Genomic DNA, 26,837 nt, shown 5'->3' with positions numbered 1-26,837 from the left:
TATCCAGGCCCTGTGCGGGCTGTGCGGGCTGTGCGGGCGCCCGGCGGGGGACGGGAGGTCATCTCGCGCCTAGGCGGACACGCTCGCCGATTCCACTACATGGACCAGTGGGGCCAGTTCGGGGGACTTGGCCGCTTCGTCGAGCGCCTCGCGCAGGGCGCTGTCATTGGTGGGCCGCGCCTCTTCGAGGAGCTTGAGGCCGGCCTCGCTGACATTCGTGTAGATGCCGCGGCGGTCGGTCGGGCACAGATAGCGGGCGAGCAGACCACGGTCCTCGAGCCGGGTGACGAGCCGTGTGGTGGCGCTCTGACTGAGCACGACCGCGTCCGCGACCTGCTTCATCTGCAAGTGACCACCCTCGCCGTCGTGCTGTCGGCTGAGCACGTCGAGCAGGGAGTACTCCCGCACGCTGAGGTCGTGCTTGGTCTGCAGGGCGCGCTCGATGTGGGCCTCGATCCTCCCGTGCAGCAGGGAGAGGGCGCACCACCCCTGGGCAAGGGCGGTGAGCGCGGGGTCCGTGGCTGTCATGGCGTGTTCCTCCGTCCCGGAGCAGCTGACACCAGGGTAGAGCACGAGCGCAATAGTCCGCCCTTGCATATAGCCCGCGTGTGCAACTATTGTGAACGCACGCAAAGCGCTCCTGCAATCGTTTGGGAAGGTGTCCCCACCATGCCTCTCGCGCTTCTGGCCCTCGCGATCGGGGCCTTCGGAATCGGAACCACCGAGTTCGTGATCATGGGTGTGCTGCCCGAGGTCGCCGGTGCCTTCGGTGTCTCCATCCCCATGGCCGGACTGCTGGTGACCGGCTACGCCCTCGGCGTGGTGATCGGCGCCCCGATCATGACCGCGCTCGGCACGAAGGTGTCCCGCAAGCGGATGCTGATGCTGCTGATGGGGCTGTTCGTCGTCGGCAACCTGCTCTCCGCCGTCGCTCCGGCCTTCGGGCTGATGCTGGCGGGCCGAGTCGTCGCATCTCTCGCCCACGGCGCCTTCTTCGGTATCGGATCCGTCGTCGCCGCCGAGCTTGTCGCGCCGGAGAAGAAGGCCGGGGCGATCGCCATGATGTTCAGCGGTCTCACCATCGCCAATGTGGTCGGTGTCCCCCTGGGCACGTTGATCGGGCAGTCCGTGGGCTGGCGGGTCACCTTCGCCGGAGTCGCCGCGCTCGGAGTGATCGGTCTGCTCGGTATCGCGAAGCTGGTCCCCGAGATGCCGAAGCCCGAGGGCGTACATCTCCGCCACGAGCTCGCCGCCTTCAAGAACGTCCAGGTCCTGCTCGCCATGGCGATGACCGTGCTCGGCTTCGGCGGCGTCTTCGCGGCCATCACCTACATCGCGCCGATGATGACCCACGTCGCCGGCTTCGCCGATACCTCCGTCACCTGGCTGCTGGTTCTCTTCGGCCTCGGCATGGTCGGCGGAAACCTCATCGGCGGCAGGTTCGCCGACCGCGCCCTGATGCCGATGCTGTACGTGTCCCTGGGCGGCCTCGCCATCGTGCTCGCCCTGTTCACCGTGACCGCGCACAACAAGATCCTGGCGGCCCTCACGATCGCGCTGATCGGCGCCCTCGGGTTCGCGACCGTGCCGCCGCTGCAGAAGCGCGTCCTCGACCAGGCGCACGGTGCCCCCACCCTGGCCTCGGCCGTGAACATCGGTGCCTTCAACCTCGGCAACGCCCTTTCGGCCTGGCTCGGTGGCCTCGTCATCGCAGCCGGCCTCGGCTACACCGCCCCCAACTGGGTCGGTGCGGTGCTCGCCGCGGGGGCCCTGGTCCTCGCCGTCGTCTCGGCAGCCCTGGAGCGCCGAGCCGATACCGCCGGCACCATCGCGGACGCGAGCGCGCCCGTCGAGCAGCGGACCGCCGTCCACCACTGAGCCAGTGAGCCACCGAGTAGCAGTCGGCCCCTCACGGCTGAGCCCAGCCCCCTGATCGGCCACAGCCGAACAGCACCTCAAGGAGAAAGTCCCTCATGACCACCACCACCGTCGCCGTTGCTCCGCTGACCATCCAGGACGCCGAGGTCCTCGTCTCTGCGGCCCGTCGCGCCGCCGAGGCCGCCGGGGTCACGGTCAGCGTCACCGTTCTCGACGCCGGCGGCCATCTGCTCGCCTTCCGGCGTGACGACCGCGCCGTACTGATTTCCGGCGAGACCAGCACGCGCAAGGCCTACACGGCCCTCCAGCTGGACTCCGCCACCAGGGAACTGGTCGACGCAGTCCAGCCCGGCGGCCTTTTCCACACCCTGCCCACCGCGCTCGACCGTCCGCTCCTGTTCATCGCGGGCGGTGTTCCGGTCCGTCGCGACGGTCGTCTGATCGGGGCGATCGGGGTCGGTGGCGGAGCGCCCGACCAGGACCACGACTTCGCCACGGCGGCGGTGGAGGCGCTCGTCTGACCGCACCCTCCTGGACAAGCGCCGGTCCCCCACAGACATCGGGACCGGCGCTTCTCTACGCGGTGAGCGACTCTCTGCGCGATGGACGCGACTGCACCCCGGCGGCTCTCAGCCCGCTGCCACCGTGAGCGGAGCGAAACGTCGCGTCCAGTCCCCGGGCAACTCCGAGATCCCGTATGTCATCACCGCGTTGAAGCCCGTGGGCTCCAGGCCGTGTTCCTTCGCCCAGGACAGCAGCTCTTCGTGCCGTACGTCGATGTCGGTGCGCAGCGTGCGGTCGGTGTGGGCTGCGAGCGAAGTGATGAGTGCCTTCGCCGTCTCGGTGTCACGGGCGAGCAGCGGACCCACCACATGGGTGTCCATGTTGGGCCAGGCCGCCGCGTAGCCGATGATCCGGCCGTTCTCCACAGCGACGCGCAGCTGGTCGGAGAAGGCGGGCAGCCGCGTGATCACATGGGTGCGGTCGGAGCCGAAGACTTCCGCGTCGAGCCGAAGAATCGTGGTGAGGTCCTCGGCAGTGGCCGGGCGCGTGGCCACCTTCGGGTCCGGCCGGCCAGGGACGAAGTGTCCACGGACCATCTCGGCGCGGCCCGTGACCTTGAAGCCCAGCTCCTCGTAGAGCGGTCGGCCATAAGGAGTCGCGTGCAGGGTCAGCGGGGTGGTGCCCATCTCTGCCACGACGTGCCGCATCAGGCGCCGGCCGACACCCTGGCGGGCATGCCGCTCGGCGACCAGCACCATTCCGATCGCTCCCAGTTCGCGCCTCTCCGGCGTTCCGTACTCGGTCACGACACAGGCGGTGACAAGACCGCCGTCGGGGTCGTCGATGCCGTAGCCCGTCCCGGCGGTGAGGAGCAGACCCCACTTGTGTTCCTCGCGGGGCCACCCCCGGTTCTCTGACAAATCGGCGCAGGCGGTGAGATCGCGAAGCGTCAGTCGGCGGATGGGCAGAACGGCGGGGGAAAGTGTCGACACGCAGGTCAGGCTGTCTGACATACACCACTGACGTCCACCCGTTTGCCCAGGGACCTATGCGCTTTTGGCCATGTCATACCCCATGTGTGGCATGGGGACAGCGACGCTTCCCACAGCACACGGACAGATGTTTCACGTGAAACGGCGAAGAGTGCCCGGACCGCTAACCTCGGCTTCCATGCCACGCCTTCATCTCTTCGACCTTGACGGAACGCTGCTGTACGGGAGTTCCGCGCCCCAGGAGATCTCGCGGCAGATCGGTCTGGAGGCCGAGACCGTTGCGCTTGACCAAGCGATCTCAGCAGGACGGATCGGTCCGCCGGAGTACGCCACACAGGTGCACGCCTTGTGGGCGGATCTCAGGGAGGAACATGTGGCGGCGGCCTTCGAGGGCGCGCCGTGGCTGTCCGGCATCGAGGATGTCTGGGCGGAGATCAGAGACAACGGCGACTACTGCGCCGTCGTCTCCCTCTCGCCCTCGTTCTTCGTCGAGCGACTGACGGCGTGGGGTGCGCATGCGGCATACGGTTCGCGTTTTCCCGCTCTGCCGTTCGGTGAGCCCGTTGATCTCGCGGGCATTCTCAGTGCCGCGGCGAAGGTGCAGATCGCGGACCGGCTCTGTGAAGAGTTCGGGGTGATGGGGGTCGATTGCGTCGCCTATGGCGACTCGCTGTCCGACAAGGACCTGTTCGAGACGGTGCCGGTATCCGTCGCGGTCAATGCGGATCGGCATCTGGCGGGCCTTGCCACGCACTCCTACATGGGACGGGACCTGTGGGATGCCTATGAATTGGTCCGACGCGCCTTGTAATTACTGCAGTTGAGAGTGGGCCCTCGCTTCTTCGGGCGGAAGGAAGGGGGTACTTGTGTGTGGGACAGCTGCCGGTATGGTCGACTCCGGTTCGCGTCCGTCGTGATGTACGCACGTCTCGTGGGGCACGAACGCAGGCCAATGCAGCGTAACGGGACGGAGAGATCGAAGACCCGTATTTTCCGTTATGCGGCCGGGTGTTGACTCGGAGTGGGATGCTGCGGTGAGAGCGGTGCGGCCAATGTCACATTCTCGCCTTACTTGTCCGTACAGAGCGGGAATCCGGGTTGAATGTGGCCGCATTGGCCGGTGGGGACTGAACGGGGCAGGAGAGCAAGTCGTCTACGGGGGAAAGTAGGCATCTTCCGACCGCGGAAGTGCGCAGACCGACCGAAAGATGTTCGAGGCGAGGCACACCATGGACGCTCCGACCACCACGTCGGCCGACAACGGCACTTCCGGAGGCAATGGCGGAGGCGGCTGGTTCACGCCGCGCAAGGAACCACTGCCGTCCGGTGGGGAGAGAGAGCCCGCCGACGGCCGCCGTCTGGCAGCGATGCGCCCGGTCGGCCGACCCGCCGCGGGTCGGGGAACGACAGAGCAGGAGCGAATATCCTCCGCCGTGGAGGCGGAGGCGACTTCCCAGCAGGCCGCGCCCGCTGAGGCCCCACGTCCCGAGCCGGAGCCCGCCCACGCATCCGCTCGGCCGCTGTCAGGTCCGGCCGGGCCCGACCACGGCGCTGCGCAGTCCGATGCCGGCCCGGAGCAGTCCGTGTCCGGACGGGAGTGGACGGATCCCGGGAGTGAGCAGTCCGGCCCCGGCCCGCAGCCGCGTGTACCCGTCCAGGAGCAGCGCCTTGCCGAGCCTCGGGTCCCGGTCCAGGAGCAGCGGTTCCGCGAGCCTTCCGAGCCCTTCGACAGGCCACGGTTGCCTGAACCTCCCGCTCCCTTTGACAGGCCGCGGTTGCCCGAGCCTCCCGAGCCCTTTCAGAAGCCGCTGTCGCCCGAGCCTCCCGCGTTCCGTCAGACGCCCCCGCTGCCCGCGTCGGGACCGTCCGGCCCGGAGCCGCGGATGCCCGCCCGGAGGTCCGCTCCCACTCCGCAGCCGTCTCCGGACGCCGTGCTCATCCGCCGGACCATGGCCGAGGTCGGCCCCGTCGCCGACAAGGTCACTTCTTACTTCTACGCACTGCTCTTCGTGCGCCACCCGGATCTGCGGCCGCTGTTCCCCGCGGCGATGGACACCCAGCGAGACCGACTGCTCAAGGCGCTGCTGACCGCCGCCGAACACATCGACAACACCCCGGTTCTCGTCGACTACCTGCAGAACCTCGGCCGTGGCCATCGCAAGTACGGCACCCGGCCCGAGCACTACCCGGCCGTCGGTGAGTGCCTCATCGGCTCGCTCAGCCGGTTTGCCTCGGCGATCTGGGACTCCGAGACCGAGGCGGCCTGGGTGCGCGCGTACACGACGATCTCCCAGGTGATGATCGACGCGGCGGCCGCGGACGAGCTGCGCGCCCCGGCCTGGTGGTACGCCGAGGTCGTCGCGCACGACCTCAGGACGCCGGACATCGCTGTCATCACGGTCCGCCCCGACCAGCCGTACCCCTTCCTCGCCGGGCAGTACACGAGCCTGGAGACGCCGTGGTGGCCGCGCATATGGCGGCACTACTCCTTCGCTTCGGCGCCGCGGTCAGACGGACTGCTGTCGTTCCATGTGAAGGCGGTTCCGGCGGGCTGGGTTTCCAACGCGCTGGTGCACCGTGCCCGTCCCGGCGACATCATCCGGCTCGGCCCGCCGGCCGGATCGATGACCGTCGACCACACCACCGACAACGGACTGCTCTGCCTCGGCGGCGGCACCGGCATCGCGCCCATCAAGGCACTGGTCGAGGACGTCGCCGAGCACGGGGAGCGGCGGCCGGTCGAGGTCTTCTACGGCGCCCGCACCGATCACGACCTGTACGACATCGACACCATGCTGCGGCTGCAGCAGAGCCACCCATGGCTTGCCGTGCGCCCGGTCGTCGACCAGCGGGCGCATCTCCATCTGCCCGACGCCGTACGCGAGTACGGGCCGTGGAACGAGTACGACGCCTATCTCTCGGGGCCACCCGGCATGATCCGCAGCGGGGTGGACGCTCTGAGGGAAGCGGGCATCCCGTCGGACCGCATACGCCACGACTCGGTCGAGGAACTCGTCGCGGCCGGGGACTGACCGGGCTCACCCGGCAGAGGGGGCCAGGACCCCGGCCTGAAGAGCCTCAGCCCAGGTCCGGTGCGTGCATCGCCCGTACGCCTTCGATGTTCCCGTCGAGGTAGTGCCGCAGGGACAGCGGTACGAGGTGGACGGAGGCGATGCCGACCCGGGTGAACGGCACCCGCACGATCTCGTACTCGCCGCAGGGCTCGTCCACCTCGGGGCCGTGCCGCTGGGACGGATCCATGGACTCCAGACGGCAGACGAAGAAGTGCTGCACTTTTACGCCGGTCGCGCCGCCGTCATCGCCGATGTGCTCGACGGTGTCGACGAAGCAGGGCACCACATCGGTGATCTTGGCGCCGAGTTCCTCGTGCACCTCACGATGGAGTGCGTCGACGACAGTCGTGTCCTCCGGTTCGACCCCTCCACCCGGTGTGAGCCAGTAGGGGTCGACGCCGGGTTTGGTGCGCTTGATCAAGATCAGGTCGTTGCCATCGAGCAGGATGGCGCGGGCGGTGCGCTTGACCACGGGTCGGACGGTCATGGGAGAAATGTGGCCCGGCTGGTTCCACGTGAAACATCGCGGAGCCCCGAGGGGCTCAGGAAGGGCTCAGAAACCCCCCTGGGAGGCTCAGGGAGCCCGGGAAGGCTCAGGGGGCATCAGGACCAGTCGGCCGCGGCGTGGAGCAGCCAGTCGTGCGCTCGTGCGATGTGCGGCATGGCCAGCGTGCCGGTGCGGACCACCAGGAAGTACGTACGCAGCGGAGGCACCGCCGGGTCGAGAAGCGCGACCACGTCACCCCGTTCCAGGGCTTGGGCGCACAGATACCGGGGCAGCACCGCGAGGCCCGCGCCCGTGGCGGCGCAGGCGAGCACGGCGCGCAGATCGGGGACGACGACGGTGCCCGAAGTGGCCGGGTGGGAGTCGAAGACGGACGCCCAGTAGCGGGCGACGAGCGGTAGCGACTCGTGCACTTCGACCACGGGGAAGTTCTCCAGCGCCGGCGAGCCCTTTCGGCGGAGCTTTCCGGCACCTATGCGGGCGGCCCAGCGTGGGGCGGCGACCAGCACGTGCTCCTCGTCGCAGAGCGGAGTCGCGGTGAGCAGGGTGCCGCGGGGACGGGCCGTGGTGATGGCCAGATCATGATGTCCGGCGGCGAGCCCTTCCAGGGTCTCCTCGGCGTTGCCGAAGGAGGCGCGCAACGCGAAACCCTGGCCGTCCTCGCCCGTCAGCTCCGTGAGCGCGGGCAGCGCCCGCTCGGCTGTGAACTCGGGTGGCCCGGCCAGATGCAGGGTGCGCAGTGACGAGTCCTCGTCGAGTCCGGTCTCGGCGATCTCCACCAGGGCGTCGAGATGAGGCGCGGCCTTGTGGGCGAGCTCGTCACCGATCGTCGTGGGGGTCACCCCGCGGGCCTGGCGAAGAAAGAGCGGTCGCCCCAACTGCCGCTCCAACGTGCGGATCTGTGAGGTGACGGCAGGCTGCGAGAGACCGAGCAGCGCGGCGGCGCGAGTGAAGGAACCGGCCCGGTGCACGGTCAGAAATGTGCGCAGCAGGGCCAAATCCATGGTGCCCCTCCCCTCCCAGCACCTCCGACCGAGCCTCAACTATAAATAAGTCGATAGGTCTCTGTCGCTACTGTGATTGGACACTGACACAGAGTCAACTAGCCTTGTTCGCGCGGTTCTTCGCGTACAGAACCGGGACGGTCCGAGCCACGAGGGGGGAGGCTCGGACCGTCTGTTGTACGTAGCGACGTACTAAGCCGACAGCCTGGATGTATGCCGCAGCATACTCACCGGTCGTTCAGGGACGGGTCACTCCGCGGATTCGTCGAGCGCACGCAGTACGTCCGCCACCAGGTCCTCGGGGTCCTCGGCGCCGGCCGAGAAACGGATGAAGCCCTCCGGCACCGCGTCGCCGCCCCACCGGCCGCGCCGCTCGGCGGTGGACCGCACCCCGCCGAAACTCGTCGCGTCGTCCACCAGACGCAGCGCGTCGAGGAAACGGTCGGCACGCGCGCGTGTGGGCAGCGTGAAGGACACCACGCATCCGAAGCGCCGCATCTGCTGCGAGGCGATCTTGTGCGAGGGATCGTCGGGCAGTCCCGGATATCGCAGCCCGGTCACCTCGGGCCGACCGCGCAGCGCCTCGGCGATCACCAGGGCGTTGGCGTTCTGCCGGTCGGCGCGCAGCTGGAGCGTGGCGAGGGAGCGATGGGCCAGCCAGGCCTCCATGGGCCCGGGGATCGCTCCGACGATCTTCCGCCAGCGCCGCACGGGTGCCATCAGGCCGGCGTCGAGCGTGGTGACGTATCCGAGGAGGATGTCGCCGTGCCCGGTGAGCATCTTGGTGCCGCTGGCGACCGAGAAGTCGGCGCCCAGCTCCAGCGGGCGCTGCCCGAGCGGGGTCGCCAGGGTGTTGTCGACCGCGACGAGGGTGCCCTGCGCGTGGGCCGCCGCGACGAGCCGCCGTACGTCGCAGACGTCGAGCCCCGGGTTCGACGGGGTCTCGATCCACAGCAGCTTCGCGCCGTCGAGCACCTCTAGCTGGGCGTCGCCGCCGGTCGGGGCGGTGCGTACCTCGATGCCGTACGCGGTGAGCTGCTCGCGCACCAGCGGCAACACCTGGTAGCCGTCGACGGGCAGGACCACCACGTCTCCGGCCTTCAGCTGGGAGAAGAGCACCGCCGAGATGGCGGCCATCCCGGAGGGGAAGGCGAGCGTCGTGACACCGTCCTGTCCGGGCGCCTCCAACTCGCCGATGGCGCGCTCCAGGAGCGTCCAGGTCGGGTTCTCGTCACGACCGTAGGTGTACGGGCCGGTCGGATCGCCCGGCAGATGGAAGTGCGCGGCGAAGACCGGGCCCGGAAGCGTCGGCTCGTATTTGACGGGGTCGGGCAGCCCCGCCCGTACCGCTCGCGTGCCGTCGCCGCTTCCCGTGACGAAGTCCCCTGACGTCATGCTGCCCGTCCCTCCAGTTCTTGCTGTACAGCGGCGAGCAGTCCGGGGCTCGCCGCCTCCACCATCTCAAGACATTCCTCGAAGCCGTCCAAGGGTCCGTAATACGGATCGGGGACATCCAGGTCGTCGCCCGCCGCAGGGTCGTACGAGCGCAGCAGCCGGACCTTAGCCGCGTCCTCGGGAGTGGGCGCGAACCGGCGCAGGGACTTGAGGTGGCCGGAGTCGAGAGCGATCACGAGGTCGAGGCGGGCGAACCACGAGGCGTGGAACTGGCGGGCCGCATGGCCGCTCTCGTAGCCCGCCGCCTCCAGGACGGCGACGGTGCGCGAGTCCGCACCGTCGCCCTCGTGCCAGCCGCCCGTGCCCGCGCTGTCGACCTCTACCAAGCCGTCGAGTCCGGCCTCTTCTATGCGGGCACGGAAGACGGACTCGGCCATCGGCGAGCGGCAGATGTTGCCGGTACAGACGAAACAGACGCGATAGGACATCGGACGCTCTCAGTCCTCGCCGTCGGGCAGCACGACATTGAGCGCCCAGGACACGACCGAGATGATCAGGCCACCCACCACGGCGGTCCAGAAGCCCTCCACATGGAAACTGAGGTCGAGCTTGCCGGCCAGCCACGAGGTGAGCAGCAGCATCAGGGCGTTGACCACGAGAGTGATCAGTCCGAGCGTCAGAATGAAGAGCGGGAAGGTCAGCACCTTCACGACAGGCTTGACCAGGAAGTTCACCAGACCGAAGACCAGGGCGACCACCAGCAGCGTGCCGACCTTCTTGCCGGTGCTGGTCCCTGTCAGGGTGATCTTGTCGAGCAGCCACACCGCGACGGCCAGGGCCCCCGCGTTGGCGATCGTCTTGACTACGAAATTCTTCATGTGTCTGATCGTGGCAGAAGAGATAGACGTGGCAGAAGAGATCGACTGGCGAGCAAGGCTGTGGACACAGCTTTCGGAGCACGGGAGCGGACGAGGGCGATGAAGGCATTCCGGCTGGACGAACTGGAGGCGGAACGCGCCGCCAACGACGGCGCTTACCTGCAGTTCCTGCGCGAACGGAACATGTCGGTCGGCCTGTATGCGCTCGACGCGGGCGATCCCGACCCGCAGAAGCCGCACCAGCAGGACGAGGTGTACTTCGTCGTGAGCGGCCGCGCCTCGATCACGGTCGGCCTGGAGACCACCCAGGTCGCGCGCGGCAGCGTCGTCTACGTACCCGCGGGGGTCGCCCACAAGTTCCACCACATCACCGAGGACCTGCGGGTTCTGGTGGTGTTCTCTCCGCCCGAGAGCTGACGGGGGCCTCAGGGTTCCCTAGGGGAACGGTCAGGGGAGGACAAGGGGTGCGAGGCTCCCGTCGGCCCCTTCGCGGCCCTAGCATCGAATGCAGGACATCAAAGAACCCGGAATCAGAGTCCCGGACCTGGGGCGACGGGCGTAGAGAGGCTAAGGACAAGGGCGATGCGAGAGATCTTCAGCGGGATGCCGTGGTGGGTGAAGTGGATCGCGGTGCCGGTCATCGCTCTGGTCGTGTTCGGCACGGTGATAGTCAGCGTGCTCAGTGTGTTGATCGGCCTGCTTTTCAAGATCCTGGTCTTCGTCGCCCTCGTCGGCGGATTGATCTACGTAGTACGGAAGTTCATGTCGAGTTCGTCGTCGCGCAGCGACTGGTGAGACACAACCGGGTGAGCAAGGGGTAACGGGCAGGTCGGGAAAGGGAACTCAAGGTTCCCTCGGCCGAGGGAAGTTTTCCGGCGAGGCCGTCTGCATGCGGTGATGGGCGGTTACAGTCCGGAATTCGACGCGGGGCCGATCCCCCCGCGGGCAGCGCACAACCCCCTCCCGTGTTCCCCCGCACGGGCGGTTCCCCTCGCGCTTCGGGAGTGCCCCTTGGCCACGGTTGACACCGCACCCGCACAACCACCCGCCCCACCCCTCCAGCGGTCCAGCGCTTCCGCGGGGACACGTCTCCCGCCCACCCAACCCCGCACCTCGCCCGCCGAGGCGCGCACCCCCCTGCCGGATGCGCGCACTCCTCCCCTGGCAGCCGTATCGCCGGAGCCGCATCCCACGACCCTGATCGGCTCCGTGCAGCGAGCGATGCGTCTGCTGGAGGCCGTTGCCATGCGCGAGCACGGGGCCCCCGCGAAGCAGCTCGCCCGGGAGGCCGGGCTCGCGCTGCCGACGGCCTACCACCTGCTGCGGACCCTGGTCCACGAGGGCTATCTGTGCCGTGACAAGGGGCTGTTCTTCCTCGGTGAGGCCGCCGAGCGGTTGGGCAGCAGCGGAGCGCAGCAGAAACGTCGCAGCACGGTGAGCGAGACGCTCGCCCAGTGGCGCGATTCGATCGGTGCGCCCGTGTACTACGCGGTCTACCGTGACGGCGAGATCGAGGTCATGTGTGTCGCCGACACCCCAGGGAATCCGGCGGTCGAGGAGTGGGCGGACTTCCGGGAGACCGGACACGCCCATGCGATCGGCCAGTGTCTGCTGTCCCAGCTCGACGAGAAGGCCCGCCGGGATCATCTCGACCGCTACCCCGTGCAGTCGATCACTCCCTATACGGTGCGTGACAACGTCAGTCTGCTGCGGCGGCTGGAGCGGACGGGGCGCATGGAGCCCGTCATCGAGCGCCAGGAGTATGCGCTGGGCACGGTCTGTGCGGCCCTTCCCATCACGGTCGGCACAACTGCCGCCGCAATGGCCTTTTCTCTCCCACTTCACCAGGCCGATCGACTGCTGCCCGCGGCGCGACAATTGCAAGGTGAGATCGGCAGACTACTGGGGACACTCGCGATCTCTATCAGCATCTGAAAACTCACTCCTTGTGATCTCTTGTGTACGTTGAGCAATATTTCAGCAGAGTCAGGGGGATGATTCCTGGCCGGTCGACGGCAAAACGACGGGGTAGGCGATGCGCGAGTCGGTACAGGCAGAGGTCATGATGAGCTTCCTCGTTTCGGAGGAGCTCTCTTTCCGCATTCCGGTGGAGCTGCGATACGAGACCTGTGATCCCTACGCCGTGCGGCTGACCTTCCACTTGCCCGGCGACGCGCCCGTGACCTGGGCGTTCGGGCGGGAGTTGCTGATCGACGGCGTGGGACGGCCGTGCGGTGACGGGGATGTGCACATCGCGCCCGCCGACCCGGAGGCGTTCGGCGAGGTGCTGATCCGGCTCCAGGTCGGCGGCGACCACGCGCTGTTCCGGTCCGGGGCGGCGCCGCTCGTGGCCTTCCTCGACCGCACGGACAAGCTGGTGCCGCTGGGGCAGGAGCGTTCCCTCGCGGACTTCGACGCACACCTCGACGAGGCGCTGGACCGCATCCTGGCGGAGGAGCAGAGCGCGGGCTGAGGCCCCCAGTCCCCCAAGTGGAGTGCGCTTCCTCACCGGTGACGCGGGCGTGGGGAGGCTTCAGCGCTTGCGGCGACGGCCCTTCCCGCCGCGTGCCGGCGCCCTGCTATCGACAGGCCCCGTGGCGGCGGCCGCGACTGCCGGGCGGTCCGCGGAGACCACCAGGGCGGCCAGCAGCGTGGTCACCGGCACAGAGGCGACCAGGCCGATCGAGCCGACCAGGGTGCGCACGATCTCTTCGGCGACAAGTTCGCTGTTGGCGACCGTGCCCACACTGCTCTGCGCGATCGAGAAGAGCAGCAGCAGGGGCAGCGCTGCACCCGCGTACGCCAGGACGAGTGTGTTGACGACCGATGCGATGTGGTCACGGCCGATCCGGATGCCCGCGCGGTACAGATCGCGCCAGCCCATCGTCGGGCTGGCCTCGTGCAGTTCCCAGACCGCCGACGTCTGCGTCACCGTCACATCGTCGAGCACACCGAGCGAACCGATGATGACGCCCGCGAGCAGCAGACCGCTCATGTCGATGGACGGATACAGGCCATGGATCAGACCGGTGTTGTCGTCCGTGTTGCCGGTCAGCGCCGCCCAGCCGATGAACTCCGAGCCGAGGATGCCGATCAGCACCAGGGAGAGCAGGGTGCCGAGCACCGCCACCGATGTACGGGCCGAGAGGCCGTGGCACATGTAGAGCGCGATCAGCATGATGGCGCTCGCCCCGACCACGGCCACGACCAGCGGATTCGAGCCCTGCAGGATCGCGGGCAGGATGAAGAAGGTCAGGATCACGAAGCTGATGGCCAGTGCGACCAGCGCCATGACACCGCGCATCCGGCCCACCACCACGACGGCCAGCGCGAAGATCCCGGCGAGCAGCGCCATCGGGAACTTCCGGTTCACATCGGTGACCGAGTACTGCAGGTCCCTGGGCGCGGAGGGCTCGTACGCGGCCACGACCTTCTCGCCCTCGTGCAACTGCCGTGACTGGTCGGGCTGGATGATCTCCGTGAACGTACGGCCCTTGTCCTTGCCGGTGTCGATCCGGATCGTCGCCTTTTTGCAGTCGCCCGTCGCCTGTTGCTGCGCGGAGGAGCCCTCGGCGGTGGATGTGTCGCCGCTCGGGGTCTCCCCCGACGCGTTCACGGACTTGCAGCTGACCTTGTCGACCTTGGTGACCGTGGCCTGCTGGGTCTGCCGGTCGAAGCCGACGCCGGTGCGCTCGTGGGACGGGGCGCCACCGGGCCAGAGCACCGCGAGACCCACAACGACCGCGGCGGCGAAGGGGATCAGAATGGCCGCGATGACCTTGCGCAGATGCTTGGAGACGGGCGTGGCGGGCCCATGGCTGTGACTGTGCGAGTGCCCAGACCCGTGCTCGTCCCCAGGCCCATGTCCATTCCCAGGCCCGTCCCCAGACCCATGTCCGTGTCCGTCCCCGGGGCCGTGCCCGTGTCCCGCACCCGGTCCGTGCCCATGCCCGCCCCCCGGACCGAGGCCACTGCCCGGCCCGCGTCCGTGGCCGTCTCCGGGACCAGGTCCATAGCCGTCTCCGGGACCGCGTCGGCGCGGCGGCTCGGACGGCGGGAACGGGGGCTGCTGCGTTGTGGTCACCGACCGATCATCGCAAGAACGGTGATGGCCCTCTGTTCACCGCGCCAGATATGACGCTAGCGTGGAGTCACCTTTGCACACGCGGGAGCTCGGAGCACCGGGCTGAGAGGGCGCTGACCTTCGTCTTAGCGATGTTTCACGTGGAACGAGTGATGTTTCACAAGGGACGTCTGCAGACGGAATCCGCTGCGTCGACCGCCGAACCTGTTACCGGGTAATGCCGGCGTAGGGAGTAGGTCTCATGACCAACAAGGACGTACGCACGCCTGCCTCCAGCCAGATCGGCGAGGCGCCTGCCCCGCCCGAGGGCGAACAGCCACGGGAGGCCGGGAAGTCCATCGGCTGGCACAAGGGATACGTCGGGGGTTCGCGCCCCGATCTGCGGGTGCCGGTCCGTCAAGTGCATCTCACCAACGGGCAGTCCGTCACGCTGTACGACACCTCCGGCCCGTACACCGATCCGGTCGTCGACACCGACGTACGCAGGGGCCTCGCGCCGCTGCGCGAGAACTGGATCATCGCCCGCGGTGACACCGAGGAGTATGCGGGCCGTCCCGTCCGTCCCGAGGACGACGGAATCAAGCACACCGCTCCGCGCGGGGGCCTGCGCAACCTCGACGCGGTCTTCCCGGGGCGGCCGCGCCAGCCACGTCGAGGCCGTTCCGGAGAGGCGGTCACGCAGCTCGCGTACGCCCGGCGGGGCGAGATCACGCCCGAGATGGAGTTCGTGGCGGTCCGCGAGAACGTCGACCCCGAGGTCGTACGCGAGGAGATCGCCGCCGGTCGCGCGGTGCTGCCCGCGAACGTCAACCACCCGGAGATCGAACCGATGATCATCGGCAAGCGGTTCCTGGTGAAGGTCAACGCCAACATCGGCAACTCCGCCGTCACCTCCTCCATCGAGGAGGAGGTCGAGAAGATGACCTGGGCCACCCGCTGGGGCGCGGACACGGTCATGGACCTGTCCACCGGCCGCAATATCCACACCACGCGGGAATGGGTTCTGCGCAACTCCCCCGTCCCCATCGGCACGGTGCCGCTCTACCAGGCTCTGGAGAAGGTGGACGGCCGCGCCGAGGAGCTGACCTGGGAGATCTACAAGGACACGGTCATCGAGCAGGCCGAGCAGGGCGTGGACTACATGACGGTCCACGCGGGCGTGCGGCTGCCGTACGTGCCGCTCACCGCGAACCGCAAGACCGGCATCGTCTCGCGCGGCGGCTCGATCATGGCGGCCTGGTGCCTCGCGCACCACAAGGAATCGTTCCTCTACGAGAACTTCGAGGAACTCTGCGAGATCCTCGCGGCGTACGACGTCACGTACTCGCTCGGCGACGGGCTGCGGCCCGGGTCGATCGCGGACGCCAACGACGCGGCTCAGTTCGCGGAGTTGAGGACGCTCGGGGAACTCAACACGATCGCGAAGCGTTTTCATGTACAGACGATGATCGAGGGCCCGGGACATGTCCCGATGCACAAGATCAAGGAGAACATCGACCTTCAGCAGGAGATCTGTGATGAAGCTCCGTTCTATACGCTCGGCCCGCTGACGACGGACGTCGCGCCGGCGTACGACCACATCACCTCCGGCATCGGTGCCGCGATGATCGCCTGGTGGGGCACGGCCATGCTCTGCTATGTCACGCCCAAGGAGCACTTGGGCCTGCCCAATCGTGACGACGTCAAGACCGGCGTCATCACCTACAAGATCGCCGCCCACGCAGCCGACCTCGCCAAGGGGCACCCAGGTGCGCAGGAATGGGACGACGCGCTGTCCGACGCCCGCTTCGAGTTCCGGTGGGAGGACCAGTTCAACCTGGCCCTCGACCCGGAGACGGCACGGGAGTTCCACGACGAGACCCTGCCGGCCGAACCCGCCAAGACGGCGCACTTCTGCTCCATGTGCGGCCCGAAGTTCTGCAGCATGAAGATTAGCCAAAGCATCACAGAGCAGTTCGGTGGTACGGCGGCTGCTGGGGCGACGGCGGAGGAGGTTGCCGAGGGGATGCTCCAGAAGTCGAAGGAGTTCGCGGCGAGCGGGAACAGGGTGTACCTGCCCTTGGCCGACTGAACGTGACGAGGGGGGGCAGGCCGTCGGGCCTGCCCCCCCTCGCTACCTACTTGCCCTTGGGCTTGTGCTTGGTCTTGTCGACCAGCTTCCAGCCCTGGCCCGCCTTGGGAGTCGGCGGCAGGGGCTTGCCCTGTACGGCGGTCACTTCGCTACCGCCTCCAACCGGACGGTACTGCCCGGAGTCGGGGGCCGGGGTGCCAGGGTTGATCTTCTTTGCGGCCATGATGATCACCCACCCTTCAAGCTGGACACGAGCCTGAAGAGCCGTGAGGCTTCATCAAGAAGCCGACTCCATGTAGGGTCAACAGGCGCCTCGAAACTCATATAGAGCCCAGCTCAGGCGGGTGCCGACCCCAACTCGGTGCATTCGGGCTGGGGTTTTTCGCGCTGCGGGTGATCGCACCGTGTCTGTCGTCAAAAAACCTGCATCAACCACAACTTGTGGGTTTGTCAGCTCCACTTGCCACTACATGTTGTGCCTGTCGGCTGCTGCGGGGTGCGACTTTTCGAGATAGGTGATACCTGATCTTGGTGGTTGGCACCACCCTGAGAAACGCCGAATCCGTACCGGATTTCTGCTGTGCCCGTTCCTGCGGCCCGCACGGCGCTAGCGTTGGGTTCCATGATCGTATGGCTCAACGGCACCCACGGCGCAGGCAAGACGACGACCAGTGCACTCGTGCAGCAGCTGATCCCGGATTCACGGGTGTTCGACGCCGAGAAAGTCGGCGAGACACTCATGGACATCACGCCGGGGCTGCCCGCGACGGACAACTTCCAGCACTGGCCGCCATGGCGGCCGCTCGTAGTCGAGACCGCCCGATGCGTACTCGACTACACCGGCGGCACTCTGGTGATGCCCATGACCGTCCTGGTCGAGGAGTACTGGCGCGAGATCAGCACGGGCCTCGCCCAACATGCCATCCCGGTACGGCACTTCGTCCTCCACGCTGACCAAGACACCCTCCGTGGACGCATCGCGGGCGACACTGTTCTTGGCCCCAACTCCCCGTTCCGTCTCCAATACCTTGAGCCCTACGCCGAGGCGGCCCGAACATGGCTACATGGCGAGGCCGAGGTCATCGACACCACGCACCTCACACCCGCCCAGGCCGCCCTGCAGATCGCAGAGGCCGTCAAGGGTTGAGGTCCACCCGCCAGGGGCCCAGCTCAGCCCAGCACCGCGGTGTCGTCTGCCCCGAAAAGTCGCACGGGGCAGTAGACCGGCCTGCGCAGCGAGATGGTCAATGCTTAGCCTAGAACGGGAGCTCAGGCTGAGTGGTGCCTCGCTTGATGGTCATGATCCGTTCGTGGAAGTCGCGTGAGGCGGCCTCGCGGGGATACCGAGAGCGGAGTTCCTTGTCCAACTCGTCGGCGACTAAAAGCAGGGAGGGGAGCGACTTGCGGTCGGCTGCAAGGGCTGTAGTGCCCATGCCTATGGCCTCTTCTATGTCCCCGGTACGGGCTGCGGCGACTCCGAGCGTGAGGCGGGCCTCTGCGGCGCGCATGGGAGAGACCTCGGTCCCGTCGGGGCCCGTGCTGATGCGGATCACGGACCGGGCGTGGGCGGCGGCGCGTTCGTCGTCTCCCAGTAGGCGGTACGCGTCCATCTCGTAGAAGTCCCACTTGTCCGGATCGATGATGAAGTGGTGTTCGGGGTGGTCCGGGCGGGGTAGGCGGTCCAGCCGTGCGCGGCCGGCGTCCAGGGAATCGCGGACCAGGCGGGCGTCTCCCATGCGGGCGGCGGCGCGTGCCTTGTGCGCGTAGAGCTGCACGCCGACGGAATGAGTCTGGTCGGCGGAGTGTCCGGCTTCGACGGCGCGGAGCATGTCGTCCCAGCGGCTTTGGGTGAGGGCGAACCAGGCTTCGATCTCCCAAGCCCATGCCTTGATCTCTCCGTGTCCGGTTTCATCGCCGATCCGGAGCGCTGCGGCTTTGCTGAGGTTGGCGGCCTCTCGCTGGCCCCGGTCGTACTGAACGCAGGCATTCAGGAGAAACAGCCAGCCGGTATCAACGAGAAGCTCCCGATGCTGGCGCAGGGTCATGCGGCCTTCGAGTTGCTTGGTGACGTACTGCAAGCCGTTCCGGGTGCGCTGGTGGAGATAGTCAGCGTCGGCGTAGGGATAGGCGCGGGCCAACTGGTCGATGCCCTGCTCGATCGACTCCAGGGCCGCGCTGTTGATGCTGGACATCTCGGTACGCCGTAGCAACTCGGCGACGTCCCACAGTCCCGCACCACCCTGGGCAAGCAGGGCGCTGGGGTCATCCGGCACCGAGATGGTTGCCCCTTGCTCCAGTTCCCACGGACGTGGAGCCAGTCCCGCAAGGTGGCCCGGAATGCGCAGTCCATCCACCACTTCAAGAATCTTGCGGTGCTGCGTGATCCGAGGGCGAACGCCCTTGCCGTCGGTCTCCGGCCGGGCCATCTTGCCGATGTGCTCGCGCTTGTAGCCGATCGCCTCGGCGATCTTGGCGTAGCTGACCTTGCCGTGGAGCCGGGCGAGTCTGAAGACCTCGCCGAAGTCGTGATTGGCGATCGCTGAACGCACGTCCGCGCGTTCCAGCACGTGCGGCGGCAACGCGGCCGGTGTCGGAGCAGCTTCGGTCATTTCACTTCCCCAATGTGACTGACCTGACCTGATGTTCCTTCTGTGTCCGTCTCGCGAGTGTACCCACGAGGGGGGTCCCCAAGAGGGGGGAGCGACGGCCGGTACAAGGGGTGCACCCTCTGTCCACCCTGCCGGGAACGCCCCGGCAGACGTGACCAGAGACGGGCGGCTGTGGGCATGGATGCGAGAAGAGCAGAGCAGCACGAGCACGTGGTGAGCGAGCTGGATGCGTTCGCTCACTGGTACGTGGCGCCTGATCCGTCTTCGGCCGGGCATTTCTTGACGCTGACGCTCTTTGCCGAGTTCCCCGACACGCTTCGCGTTGCGCGCAACATGACGGCCACGTTCCTTGAGGGGGCGGGTGCGGATGCGTCCGTGGATGATGCCCGGCTGATCGTCTCGGAACTCGTCGGCAACGTGGTGAACCATGCGGTGCCGGACCGCTGCTTGGCTCATCCCGGTGGAACTCGGCGCATCGATGTGACCTTCAAGTTGTGGCCGAAGTGGCTGTTTGTCGGGGTCACCGATGAGGACTCGACACCTCCTCTGCTTCCGCTGGGAGACACGTTCTCTCCGGGCCTGCTGGGGGAGTTGGCGGAGGCGGTGTTACCCGACAGCGGCCGGGGGCTGCTGATCGTTCAGCGCTTGGCAGCGGCGGTCTGGTGGACGCCGGAGGAGCCGGGCGGCAAGACCGTGTGGTGTCGGTTCGACCTCGACGGCGAAACCGGAGACAGGCAGCTTTGACGATCTCCGAGCCGTCGCGCCCTCGTCGCTCCCCGGCGATCGGGAGTGGGCGGCGGCTCGGGGCCGGAGCCATCCCTCCGGCCAACGGGGCGCGGTCTCCTGGGCTTGATCCGCCGGGTTCCCCACCCGGCTCCTAGGGGGCCGCGCTTCACAACCTCATACCGAGACCGGACCACCCCCGCGCCTGGCAGCTACCGGGGTGGTCCGGAGAGGGACTCAGCGGTCCCCGGTGCCTGATGGTACCGGGGCCGCTGCGCTGCGCATCTGCCCTGGGACAAAGAGAGTTGACGTTCCGTTACCTAGATCAGGGCAGAGGTGGGCAAGGTGACTGGCTCGGGCGAGGACTGGCTGAGCGACGGTCTGGACGTCGCGGGTGCGGACTGCGGTCTGTGGGTGTCCGGCGCCGACTACATGTCGGGCTGGCGCGGTGCGCGGGAGGCGGCGGACCGGCTGAACCGGGCGCTGCTCGGTGCGGGGTTCGAGCTGTCGCAGGTGCGGGCGGTGGCCTCGACGAACGAGGACGGGCGCGGGGTCGTACGGGTTGCGGGTTGGCCGGACGCGGTGGAGCGGCTCGCCGTGCTCCTGGAGGTGGTCACCTCGGGCGGCGACGGCGGTACAGCATGAGGCGCCTCTTCGCTGGTGAGTGGCGCGCGTGGGCACGTCGGCCGTCGACCCCCAGCCCCGCGGGCCCCGACCCACGCTGTCCGGTCGACGCCTCGACTCTTTGGGTGTGCTGCGGTCAGGGGCGCCCGGCGACCGGACGGGACCGGCGGCCACGCCGCACGCCCGGCCGGGGCGGCCGGGCGGCCCGGCGCGCCGCAGGCGCGCCCTTGAGGAAGTGAAGGCTGTTTCGACCGATGCCAGTTGCCGGTCAGCCCCGGGCACGCCGCGTGGGCTCTTTGTCGGCGGTGATCCGGTAGGCGAGTTCGGCGCGGTCCGCCCCGACGCGGAGCTCTTCGAGAATCAGCGGGCGGCCACTGGTGCCGTGCGTGACGCGGCTCAGGTGCAGGATCGGTGTCGCGTCCGGGAGCTGGAGGGCGGTCCGTTCGTCGGGGAGGGGCATGCGGGCGCGGACCGTCTCCGACCACCACAGCTTGTGTCCGGCCTGGGTGAGCAGCCAGTAGACCGACGTGGGGCGCTGGTCCGGGGCCTCGGCAAGCAACGGGATTTCCTCGGCCACCTCGAACGGGATCAACGTCCGGTGCATCGCCCGGGTGCCGCTGGCGGGATCGGTGAGCAGCCGGTCGCAGCCGAAGAGAGCTTCTTCCACGCTGAGTTCGAGGAGCTGGCCGGTGGCCGTCGTGGTGTGCGAGCGGTACGGGGTGGGCTCTTCGGCCTCGTCCCAGACGGCGCCGTCGGGCATCACGAACCGCCCCTCCGCCGTGCGGCTCACGCGGCGGTCGAGGGTGACGGAGGGCTGTCCGTCGGAGCGTACGAAGCTGCCCTTGCCGTGCCGGACCTCGATCAGGCCTTCGGCTCGCAGGGCGGCTACGGCGTTGCGGACGGTGGGGCGGGAGACCTTGTAGCGCTCGATGAGCTGGGCCTCGGAGGGCAGCGGGGCGCCGGGGGCGAACTCGCCCTTCAGGATCGCTTCCCGGATCGCGGCGGCGACCTGCTGGTAGAGGGCTCCGGGGCGTTGGATCTCCGTCATCTCGGCACCTTCGGGTTGAGGTCGTAGGCACGTCGCACGCGCGACATCACTCGTCAGCATAAGTAGTTGCTTCCTCGCCGTACAGAGCCGCATAGTCATCACTCGTAAGGACAAGTGACGTCTGAATATGTCAGACGTCCCGACTGGCCAAGGAGGCCACGCAATGCAGTCCATTCCCGTGGACACGGCACGACTGGGCGTACTGCGGTGCGCCATCACACCTGAAGCCAAGATCAGTAACTTCGAGACACAGGAGGTGAAGAAGGACCGGGACGGCAACACGATCTACACCGTGGCCGTCACGGTGCGGCAGGACGGACGGCGTATCTCCGTCATCGAGATCGCCGTCGCCGGTGAGCCGAAGGGCATCGAGGAAGGACAGATCCTCAAGGTCACCGGACTGACCGCGTTCGCCTGGGCCATGGGCGACCGGCACGGAATCAGCTTCCGCGCCGACGCGATCACCCCCGTACACGGCACCCCCGCACCGTCCAAGAACGGCGGTGCTGCGTGATGGGTCCGATCACGCTCGCCTTCGGGCTCGCCGTGCTCGCGTGGGTGCTCGTCCTCGGTGACCTGCTGCGCCGGCACCGTCCGGCCTGGCACTGGTACCTCGCCGGATACCCGGCCACCGCGTGCCGGGTGGTGTTCACCTGGCGCAAGGTCGCCCTTCTCAACGACCTCTCCGTATCGCGGCGTCCGCCGCGCGGACTGCTCGGGGACCTGGTCGTGAAAGGCGATCCGCTGCGGCCGGTGACTCCGCGGCTGTCGTTCCCGCGGGCCAACCGCATGGGACTGACGGCGACCGTGCGCCTGCATGCGGGCCAGACCCCCGCGACCTACATGAAGGCAGCGGATGCACTCGTGCACGCGTGGAAGGTCCACGCGGTACGGGTAACCTCGCCGGAACGCGGCCTCGTGCTCCTGACGGCAACCGCGAGTGACCCGCTGGCCCGCACCGGCTTAGCCTCCGCGCCCGCCGCGCTCCTGTCGTCACTCATCGGCGTACTGGAGAACGGCGGCGCCTGGGTCATGGACCTGCGCATCGTCCCGCACTGGCTGATCGCTGGTGCCACCCGGTCCGGCAAATCCACCCTGCTGGCCCGGCTGATCACCCAACTCGCCCCGCAACCCGTCGCCCTGATCGGCATCGACTGCAAGGGCGGCATGGAACTCGGCCTCTTCGCCGACCGACTGAGCACCCTGACCACCTGCCGTCGTGAAGCGGTCGCAGTGCTGGCCGCGCTGGTCGACGACATGCAGAACCGCATGCGCGCCTGCCGCACGGCGGGGGTCCGCTCCATCTGGGAACTGCCCGAGAAGCTACGGCCCGTCCCGGTCGTGGTGATCATCGACGAGTTGGCGGAGCTGTACCTGTCCGACGGCAGACGCGAGAGCAAGGCAGAAGCCGAACAGTGCTCCACGCTTCTGCTCCGCCTGGCCCAGCTCGGTGCCGCGCTCGGCATGCACCTGGTCGTCGCCGGACAGCGCGTCGGCTCCGACCTCGGGCCCGGCGTCACCGCACTGCGGGCCCAGCTCGGCGGCCGGATCTGCCACCGGGTCAACGACCCCGGCACGGCAGAGATGACCCTCGGGGACCTCAACAAGGACGCCGTCGTCGTCGCCCAGTCGATCACCGCAGAGGAACAGGGCGTGGCCGTGTGTACCGGCCCGGACGGCGGCTGGAGCCGTGCCCGCTCCCACCTGACAACCACTGAAGAGGCCATGGCAACAGCCCGGAAGCACTCCGCCATGACACCCGAACTGCCCGCCATAGACCGTGCCCTCGCAGCGCTCGAAGGAGACGACAAGTGATCAGCACAGGTACCGCCGTGTCCCTCGTGGTGGTCTTCGGGATCATCACCTTCCTCCTCATCCGGTCCCGGGACGTCCGCGCCTGGGAAGCGATCTGCATCGCCCTCTTCGGCATGTACCTCGGACAGACCCCCGTCAGCCTCACCATCAACGGCCTTCTGACCTGGGTACTGAGCGGCTTCTCCCACTTCTAGACCGGCAGGAAGGACCAACGCCATGCCCATGCCCCGCGTGAGGTGCCCCCACTGCAAGGGCGACGGAGCCCGCAAAACCTGGACCGGACGGCTTCACCGCTGCCGCGTCTGCCGGGGCTCCGGAACCATCCGCTGACCGCGCAAGCACCCCCGACCACGCAAGGAGTGATCCCCATGGACGACTGCGCGCCACCAACCATCACCCGTGCCGCTGCGGCATCCCACTCCGGAAGGTCACCACCATCACACCCGAGTTCACCCCGGCTGACAGGCGCGCCGCCCTCGACCGCGCGGCGCGCCTGCGTCAGCTCCCCGAAACAGACCGCGACGCGATACGCATCGCCCAAGATCCCCAGTTCATCCGCTGGCTGGAGCAGATCACCGCAATCGGCGGTTGCGCCCACCCCGTCCACCTCTCCGGCTCGACCACCACCCTGGACGGCACAACCGGCGAGATCATCCAGCACTACGACACCCGCACCGAACCCGGCGAACGGCTCCTCGTCCGCTGCCGCAACAGACGCGCGACCGTCTGCGCACCCTGCTCCCGCCTCCACGCAGGAGATACCTTCCACCTCGTCCGCGCGGGCCTCATGGGCGGCAAGAACGTCCCCGCCAACGTCCGCCACCGGCCCCGGCTCTTCGTCACCCTGACCGCCCCGTCCTTCGGGCCCGTGCACGGTGCCGGTGAGCGGTGCCGTCCCCGTCGCGACCGGGCCGAGTGCGATCACGGGCGCCCGCTCGGCTGCGGGGCCGTCCACGACGCGACCGATTCCCTGGTCGGCCAACCGCTGTGCGCCGACTGCTACGACTACACGGGCCACGTGCTGTGGCACGCACACGCGTCCAAGCTCTGGGACCGGTTCGTCATCGACGTCCGGCGGCGCCTGGCCTCCTCGGTCGGCCTCGTACAGTCCCGATTCGCCCAGCACGCCCGGCTGTCCTTCGCCCGCGTCGCCGAGTACCAGAAACGGGCAGCCGTCCACGTACACGCCGTCGTCCGCCTCGACGGCCCGAACGGACCCGACGACGAACCCCCGACCTGGGGCACCGCGGAACTGCTCATCAACGCCGTGCACGCCTCCGCCCGACGGGTCCTGGTCCGCACGTCCTACAGCCCGGCCGTGGGCGAGCTGGCCCTGCGCTGGGGCGCACAGATCGACGCCCGACCACTGCACACCGATGGCGACGGACCCGACGACGACGCGGTCGCCGCGTACGTGGCCAAGTACGTCACGAAGGGCGCGAGCGAGACAGGCGCCGGCACCGACCACCCACTCACCAACCGGGGCGACATCGAGTCGGCACCCGTGAGCGAACACGTCCGCACCCTCATGCGCACCTGCTGGCACCTCGGCGACATCCCCGAGTACGAGCCCCTCCGCCTCCGGGCCTGGGCTCACACCCTCGGCTACCGCGGCCACATCCTCACCAAATCCCGGGCGTACTCGACGACGTACGCCGCGCTCCGCGCCGAACGGGCTCACCACATGGGCCACGCCGACACACCCGACGCGATCACCGAACGGCACTGGCGCTACGCCGGTTCCGGCCACACCCCCGGCGCTGCGCTCATTGCTGCGGGTATTGCCGACGACCTTGCTCGGAGTCGTGAGCTCGCGCGGGAGTCCCAGACCGTAGGCGGTGACGCCGTCTGAGTGGCCGGAGAGTTGAGAGCACCGCAGCAGAGCGAGAGGAAGCAGCCGTGAATGCTTGGATCGAGCGGCAGATACGCGAATCTCCCCCACTCTCCGATGATCAGTTGCGGAGTGTGGGGGAGATCCTCGGACTTCAGCTCATTCGCCGGAAGTCCGCCACACAGGCTTGAGGAGCTCCGGATCAAAGGTCTTGTTGCCCTTGCCTCCTGGCAGCGCGACCACCGCACTCATGACCTTCTTGATCGCATCGCGCTTCTGCGTGAGTGTCTTCGACTTCCATGACTTGTCGATGTCTTCTTGAGCCTCTTCCGCCTCGGCCTTCAAGGCCTCGTGCTTGGCCTCGTCCGCACGCAGCTCCTTGATGCGCCGTTCCAACACCGGGAGGTTGCGGAAGAACATCTCGTCGTCGATGTCCGTGTCCTCGTCGTCGTGCCAACGACGCTCCAGTTCCTTGCGGCTCTTGATCGCTCGCTCCAAAGCCTCGGCCTTGTCCCAGTCGGGGACATCCTGGGCCTTGCTCGCGGCGTCCTTCTTCAGCTTCCTGATCACCAGCTTCTCGATGGCGTCGTCCGTCTTGTCGCCGCGCTTGTACGTCTTGTTGCAACCGCCGTCCACGGTCTTCTTGCACATGTAGGCGTGCTGGTACTTGAGCCAGTCGTTCGCCTTGATTCCGATCATCTTGTTGTTGCAGACGCTGCCGTCTTCCAGCACGTGGCCGCACCGGAGAATGCCTGTCAGTAGGTACTTGTGGACCAGGCCACCTCGCGGCATGCCGGTCCCACCCCCGCGCTCCCTGATCTTTGCCGTGACGGCAAACCACTGCTTGGGAGTGATGATCGACTCCCACTCGCCCACAATTGGCTGATCATCGCCGTCGCGGACAAGCTCACCCTTGATCTCGCGGTATCCGCACAGTCGGGCGTTCATGAGGACCTGCTTGACCGTCTGGTACTGGAAGGGATTGCCGCGACTCGTGATGAACTCGGCTTCCTTCCACTGCCGTGTGATCTCCGAGATCGATGCTCCGGCGATCACGTCGTGCACGGCCTTCCGGATCGCGTTCGCCTCCTTCGGGCGCAAGGTGACCTTGTCGTCCTCCCACCCGAAGGGACGCCACGCTGCGACGGCTTGCCCGCGAATAGCCCGGCTGCGGTGACTGTTTCGGCTTCGCCGCTGCTTCTTCCTCGTCTCGCTGAGGGACATGGCGACACCCACAAGCCCCTTGATCTCGAACCCTTCCGCGTACAGATCCTGCACGCCGTTCGAGTCGTGATAGACGCGGTCTTCCTGTGCGGTGAACGCCTTCAGGTAGCGCTCCCAGTCGCTCGGGCGCCGGTACAAACGGTCATCGTTGGCGGCCATGACGCCATGGATCGGGTACCCCTCGGGAGTCGTCCCGACCGCTAGATCGTTGAGCAACTGCTCGAAGTCGTCGCGGACGACGGTCTCCTTGCTGGCGCTCTTGTCGTTGTCCGTGTAGCGGTAGACGACCAGCCACCCGAACCTCTCGGCGTTGTTGGCCATGTCGCGGTGCTGGTCCTCGATGCCGTGGGCGTCCTTCACCCGGCCGTCGAAGGAGATCCGCGCGTAGCAGACGACGCACTTCAGGTTGGGGTCGGCGGCCAGCATCGCGCGCACTTCCTCGACGGACGGCACTTCCTTGGGTACGCCTCGCAGCTTGCTGACAACCTCTTCGCGCTTGCCCACGGTGGTCCCCCTCGGTCCGCTGAACGGGCTGCTGAAACGAACGTAGCGCATGTGTGGTTTCTAGTAATGCTCAA

At 67.8% G+C, this 26,837-nt stretch carries 28 protein-coding genes and 1 riboswitch; of the genes, 16 read left to right on the top strand and 12 right to left on the bottom strand.

Going from position 1 to position 26,837, the window contains the following annotated elements:
* Window positions 1–69: 69 nt before the first annotated feature.
* Window positions 70–528 (bottom strand): MarR family transcriptional regulator, encoded by a 459-nt coding sequence (locus ABZ656_RS02710; RefSeq protein WP_101399050.1) that lies wholly within the window; start codon window positions 526–528, stop codon window positions 70–72.
* A gap of 141 nt (window positions 529–669) precedes the next feature.
* Here ABZ656_RS02710 and ABZ656_RS02705 point away from each other — a divergent pair, with 141 nt between their 5' ends.
* Together ABZ656_RS02705 and ABZ656_RS02700 are read left to right on the top strand one after the other, a co-directional pair.
* On the top strand, window positions 670–1,878 hold the full coding sequence (locus ABZ656_RS02705) for an MFS transporter (RefSeq protein WP_360263822.1): 1,209 nt from the start codon (window positions 670–672) through the stop codon (window positions 1,876–1,878).
* Window positions 1,879–1,973: 95 nt separating this feature from the next.
* Window positions 1,974–2,399 (top strand): heme-binding protein, encoded by a 426-nt coding sequence (locus ABZ656_RS02700; RefSeq protein WP_101399046.1) that lies wholly within the window; start codon window positions 1,974–1,976, stop codon window positions 2,397–2,399.
* A 108-nt stretch (window positions 2,400–2,507) separates the two neighbouring features.
* On the opposite strand, the gene ABZ656_RS02695 is transcribed toward ABZ656_RS02700, so the two are convergent.
* On the bottom strand, window positions 2,508–3,395 hold the full coding sequence (locus ABZ656_RS02695) for a GNAT family N-acetyltransferase (RefSeq protein WP_101399044.1): 888 nt from the start codon (window positions 3,393–3,395) through the stop codon (window positions 2,508–2,510).
* 157 nt (window positions 3,396–3,552) lie between these two features.
* On the opposite strand from ABZ656_RS02695, the gene ABZ656_RS02690 reads away from it, so the two are divergent.
* Window positions 3,553–4,185, top strand: coding sequence for an HAD-IB family phosphatase (locus tag ABZ656_RS02690; protein WP_360263817.1), 633 nt, complete (start codon window positions 3,553–3,555; stop codon window positions 4,183–4,185).
* A gap of 397 nt (window positions 4,186–4,582) precedes the next feature.
* Entirely contained in the window at window positions 4,583–6,406 is a 1,824-nt protein-coding gene (locus tag ABZ656_RS02685; protein ID WP_101399041.1) for a globin domain-containing protein, read from the top strand.
* Between the two features lie 46 nt (window positions 6,407–6,452).
* Here ABZ656_RS02685 and ABZ656_RS02680 read toward each other — a convergent pair whose 3' ends face one another.
* From ABZ656_RS02680 to ABZ656_RS02660, 5 genes are all read right to left on the bottom strand, one after another.
* Window positions 6,453–6,935 (bottom strand): NUDIX hydrolase, encoded by a 483-nt coding sequence (locus ABZ656_RS02680; RefSeq protein ID WP_054236463.1) that lies wholly within the window; start codon window positions 6,933–6,935, stop codon window positions 6,453–6,455.
* 116 nt (window positions 6,936–7,051) lie between these two features.
* Window positions 7,052–7,957: a LysR family transcriptional regulator gene (locus ABZ656_RS02675; RefSeq protein WP_101399039.1), complete on the bottom strand. Its 906-nt coding sequence runs from the start codon at window positions 7,955–7,957 to the stop codon at window positions 7,052–7,054.
* Between the two features lie 249 nt (window positions 7,958–8,206).
* A complete protein-coding gene (locus tag ABZ656_RS02670; RefSeq protein WP_360263811.1) occupies window positions 8,207–9,352 on the bottom strand; it encodes a cystathionine gamma-lyase in 1,146 nt (381 codons plus the stop codon).
* Window positions 9,349–9,840, bottom strand: a complete 492-nt coding sequence (locus ABZ656_RS02665) for a low molecular weight protein-tyrosine-phosphatase (protein WP_101399035.1) — start codon at window positions 9,838–9,840, stop codon at window positions 9,349–9,351. The genes ABZ656_RS02670 and ABZ656_RS02665 overlap by 4 nt, the downstream gene beginning before the upstream one ends.
* A gap of 9 nt (window positions 9,841–9,849) precedes the next feature.
* Entirely contained in the window at window positions 9,850–10,230 is a 381-nt protein-coding gene (locus tag ABZ656_RS02660) for a phage holin family protein (protein WP_054236467.1), read from the bottom strand.
* A 99-nt stretch (window positions 10,231–10,329) separates the two neighbouring features.
* On the opposite strand from ABZ656_RS02660, the gene ABZ656_RS02655 reads away from it, so the two are divergent.
* The 4 genes from ABZ656_RS02655 (at window position 10,330) to ABZ656_RS02640 (ending at window position 12,703) form a co-directional block, all read left to right on the top strand.
* Window positions 10,330–10,647 (top strand): cupin domain-containing protein, encoded by a 318-nt coding sequence (locus tag ABZ656_RS02655; RefSeq protein ID WP_054236468.1) that lies wholly within the window; start codon window positions 10,330–10,332, stop codon window positions 10,645–10,647.
* 165 nt (window positions 10,648–10,812) lie between these two features.
* The gene (locus ABZ656_RS02650; protein WP_101399033.1) at window positions 10,813–11,025 is read left to right on the top strand and encodes a DUF5326 family protein; all 213 of its coding nucleotides are present in this window, start codon (window positions 10,813–10,815) and stop codon (window positions 11,023–11,025) included.
* Window positions 11,026–11,367: 342 nt separating this feature from the next.
* Complete coding sequence (locus ABZ656_RS02645; protein ID WP_360263887.1) at window positions 11,368–12,165, top strand: helix-turn-helix domain-containing protein; 798 nt, start codon at window positions 11,368–11,370, stop codon at window positions 12,163–12,165.
* Window positions 12,166–12,265: 100 nt separating this feature from the next.
* Window positions 12,266–12,703, top strand: coding sequence for an SsgA family sporulation/cell division regulator (locus tag ABZ656_RS02640; protein WP_067376783.1), 438 nt, complete (start codon window positions 12,266–12,268; stop codon window positions 12,701–12,703).
* A 60-nt stretch (window positions 12,704–12,763) separates the two neighbouring features.
* On the opposite strand, the gene ABZ656_RS02635 is transcribed toward ABZ656_RS02640, so the two are convergent.
* Window positions 12,764–14,314 (bottom strand): YibE/F family protein, encoded by a 1,551-nt coding sequence (locus ABZ656_RS02635; RefSeq protein WP_360263804.1) that lies wholly within the window; start codon window positions 14,312–14,314, stop codon window positions 12,764–12,766.
* A gap of 71 nt (window positions 14,315–14,385) precedes the next feature.
* Window positions 14,386–14,563, top strand: a riboswitch (TPP riboswitch).
* Here ABZ656_RS02635 and thiC point away from each other — a divergent pair.
* A complete protein-coding gene (gene thiC, locus ABZ656_RS02630; protein ID WP_360263801.1) occupies window positions 14,556–16,385 on the top strand; it encodes a phosphomethylpyrimidine synthase ThiC in 1,830 nt (609 codons plus the stop codon). It overlaps the preceding riboswitch by 8 nt.
* A 46-nt stretch (window positions 16,386–16,431) precedes the next feature.
* On the opposite strand, the gene ABZ656_RS02625 is transcribed toward thiC, so the two are convergent.
* A complete protein-coding gene (locus ABZ656_RS02625) occupies window positions 16,432–16,608 on the bottom strand; it encodes a hypothetical protein (RefSeq protein WP_360263798.1) in 177 nt (58 codons plus the stop codon).
* A 399-nt stretch (window positions 16,609–17,007) separates the two neighbouring features.
* Between ABZ656_RS02625 and ABZ656_RS02620 the strand changes: the two genes are divergently transcribed.
* Entirely contained in the window at window positions 17,008–17,532 is a 525-nt protein-coding gene (locus ABZ656_RS02620) for an ATP-binding protein (protein WP_360263795.1), read from the top strand.
* A gap of 109 nt (window positions 17,533–17,641) precedes the next feature.
* Here ABZ656_RS02620 and ABZ656_RS02615 read toward each other — a convergent pair whose 3' ends face one another.
* Window positions 17,642–18,952: a tetratricopeptide repeat protein gene (locus tag ABZ656_RS02615; protein ID WP_360263792.1), complete on the bottom strand. Its 1,311-nt coding sequence runs from the start codon at window positions 18,950–18,952 to the stop codon at window positions 17,642–17,644.
* Between the two features lie 219 nt (window positions 18,953–19,171).
* Between ABZ656_RS02615 and ABZ656_RS02610 the strand changes: the two genes are divergently transcribed.
* Both ABZ656_RS02610 and ABZ656_RS02605 read left to right on the top strand, forming a co-directional pair.
* Window positions 19,172–19,738, top strand: coding sequence for an ATP-binding protein (locus ABZ656_RS02610; protein ID WP_360263788.1), 567 nt, complete (start codon window positions 19,172–19,174; stop codon window positions 19,736–19,738).
* 324 nt (window positions 19,739–20,062) lie between these two features.
* Window positions 20,063–20,362, top strand: a complete 300-nt coding sequence (locus ABZ656_RS02605) for a hypothetical protein (RefSeq protein WP_360263785.1) — start codon at window positions 20,063–20,065, stop codon at window positions 20,360–20,362.
* Window positions 20,363–20,609: 247 nt separating this feature from the next.
* On the opposite strand, the gene ABZ656_RS02600 is transcribed toward ABZ656_RS02605, so the two are convergent.
* The gene (locus tag ABZ656_RS02600; RefSeq protein WP_360263782.1) at window positions 20,610–21,389 is read right to left on the bottom strand and encodes a GntR family transcriptional regulator; all 780 of its coding nucleotides are present in this window, start codon (window positions 21,387–21,389) and stop codon (window positions 20,610–20,612) included.
* A 163-nt stretch (window positions 21,390–21,552) separates the two neighbouring features.
* Between ABZ656_RS02600 and ABZ656_RS02595 the strand changes: the two genes are divergently transcribed.
* The 4 genes from ABZ656_RS02595 (at window position 21,553) to ABZ656_RS02580 (ending at window position 25,056) form a co-directional block, all read left to right on the top strand.
* Window positions 21,553–21,903: a hypothetical protein gene (locus ABZ656_RS02595; protein ID WP_360263779.1), complete on the top strand. Its 351-nt coding sequence runs from the start codon at window positions 21,553–21,555 to the stop codon at window positions 21,901–21,903.
* Entirely contained in the window at window positions 21,903–23,204 is a 1,302-nt protein-coding gene (locus ABZ656_RS02590) for an FtsK/SpoIIIE domain-containing protein (protein ID WP_360263776.1), read from the top strand. The genes ABZ656_RS02595 and ABZ656_RS02590 overlap by 1 nt, the downstream gene beginning before the upstream one ends.
* Window positions 23,201–23,398, top strand: coding sequence for a hypothetical protein (locus tag ABZ656_RS02585; RefSeq protein ID WP_143608071.1), 198 nt, complete (start codon window positions 23,201–23,203; stop codon window positions 23,396–23,398). Before ABZ656_RS02590 ends, ABZ656_RS02585 begins: the two co-directional genes overlap by 4 nt.
* A gap of 299 nt (window positions 23,399–23,697) precedes the next feature.
* Window positions 23,698–25,056, top strand: coding sequence for a replication initiator (locus ABZ656_RS02580; RefSeq protein WP_360263884.1), 1,359 nt, complete (start codon window positions 23,698–23,700; stop codon window positions 25,054–25,056).
* A 138-nt stretch (window positions 25,057–25,194) separates the two neighbouring features.
* Here ABZ656_RS02580 and ABZ656_RS02575 read toward each other — a convergent pair whose 3' ends face one another.
* Complete coding sequence (locus ABZ656_RS02575; protein ID WP_360263772.1) at window positions 25,195–26,814, bottom strand: recombinase family protein; 1,620 nt, start codon at window positions 26,812–26,814, stop codon at window positions 25,195–25,197.
* Between the last annotated feature and the right edge of the window lie 23 nt (window positions 26,815–26,837).

The sequence above is a fragment of the Streptomyces sp. NPDC007095 genome, assembly GCF_040634475.1.
Classification (GTDB): Bacteria; Actinomycetota; Actinomycetes; order Streptomycetales; family Streptomycetaceae; genus Streptomyces.
This window is presented reverse-complemented; position numbering and strand designations above follow the sequence as displayed.

Excerpts from the sequence above, each read along its gene's own strand:
- ABZ656_RS02665 (WP_101399035.1), bottom strand. The coding sequence starts at position 9,840 with ATGTCCTATCGCGTCTGTTTCGTCTGTACCGGCAACATCTGCCGCTCG.
- ABZ656_RS02685 (WP_101399041.1), top strand. The coding sequence starts at position 4,583 with ATGTTCGAGGCGAGGCACACCATGGACGCTCCGACCACCACGTCGGCC.
- ABZ656_RS02710 (WP_101399050.1), bottom strand. The coding sequence starts at position 528 with ATGACAGCCACGGACCCCGCGCTCACCGCCCTTGCCCAGGGGTGGTGC.
- ABZ656_RS02595 (WP_360263779.1), top strand. The coding sequence starts at position 21,553 with ATGCAGTCCATTCCCGTGGACACGGCACGACTGGGCGTACTGCGGTGC.
- ABZ656_RS02655 (WP_054236468.1), top strand. The coding sequence starts at position 10,330 with ATGAAGGCATTCCGGCTGGACGAACTGGAGGCGGAACGCGCCGCCAAC.
- ABZ656_RS02590 (WP_360263776.1), top strand. The coding sequence starts at position 21,903 with ATGGGTCCGATCACGCTCGCCTTCGGGCTCGCCGTGCTCGCGTGGGTG.
- ABZ656_RS02575 (WP_360263772.1), bottom strand. The coding sequence starts at position 26,814 with ATGCGCTACGTTCGTTTCAGCAGCCCGTTCAGCGGACCGAGGGGGACC.
- ABZ656_RS02610 (WP_360263788.1), top strand. The coding sequence starts at position 19,172 with ATGGATGCGAGAAGAGCAGAGCAGCACGAGCACGTGGTGAGCGAGCTG.
- ABZ656_RS02620 (WP_360263795.1), top strand. The coding sequence starts at position 17,008 with ATGATCGTATGGCTCAACGGCACCCACGGCGCAGGCAAGACGACGACC.
- ABZ656_RS02705 (WP_360263822.1), top strand. The coding sequence starts at position 670 with ATGCCTCTCGCGCTTCTGGCCCTCGCGATCGGGGCCTTCGGAATCGGA.
- ABZ656_RS02695 (WP_101399044.1), bottom strand. The coding sequence starts at position 3,395 with ATGTCAGACAGCCTGACCTGCGTGTCGACACTTTCCCCCGCCGTTCTG.
- ABZ656_RS02675 (WP_101399039.1), bottom strand. The coding sequence starts at position 7,957 with ATGGATTTGGCCCTGCTGCGCACATTTCTGACCGTGCACCGGGCCGGT.
- ABZ656_RS02650 (WP_101399033.1), top strand. The coding sequence starts at position 10,813 with ATGCGAGAGATCTTCAGCGGGATGCCGTGGTGGGTGAAGTGGATCGCG.
- ABZ656_RS02625 (WP_360263798.1), bottom strand. The coding sequence starts at position 16,608 with ATGGCCGCAAAGAAGATCAACCCTGGCACCCCGGCCCCCGACTCCGGG.
- ABZ656_RS02670 (WP_360263811.1), bottom strand. The coding sequence starts at position 9,352 with ATGACGTCAGGGGACTTCGTCACGGGAAGCGGCGACGGCACGCGAGCG.
- ABZ656_RS02700 (WP_101399046.1), top strand. The coding sequence starts at position 1,974 with ATGACCACCACCACCGTCGCCGTTGCTCCGCTGACCATCCAGGACGCC.
- ABZ656_RS02600 (WP_360263782.1), bottom strand. The coding sequence starts at position 21,389 with ATGACGGAGATCCAACGCCCCGGAGCCCTCTACCAGCAGGTCGCCGCC.
- ABZ656_RS02660 (WP_054236467.1), bottom strand. The coding sequence starts at position 10,230 with ATGAAGAATTTCGTAGTCAAGACGATCGCCAACGCGGGGGCCCTGGCC.
- thiC (WP_360263801.1), top strand. The coding sequence starts at position 14,556 with ATGACCAACAAGGACGTACGCACGCCTGCCTCCAGCCAGATCGGCGAG.
- ABZ656_RS02690 (WP_360263817.1), top strand. The coding sequence starts at position 3,553 with ATGCCACGCCTTCATCTCTTCGACCTTGACGGAACGCTGCTGTACGGG.
- ABZ656_RS02640 (WP_067376783.1), top strand. The coding sequence starts at position 12,266 with ATGCGCGAGTCGGTACAGGCAGAGGTCATGATGAGCTTCCTCGTTTCG.
- ABZ656_RS02680 (WP_054236463.1), bottom strand. The coding sequence starts at position 6,935 with ATGACCGTCCGACCCGTGGTCAAGCGCACCGCCCGCGCCATCCTGCTC.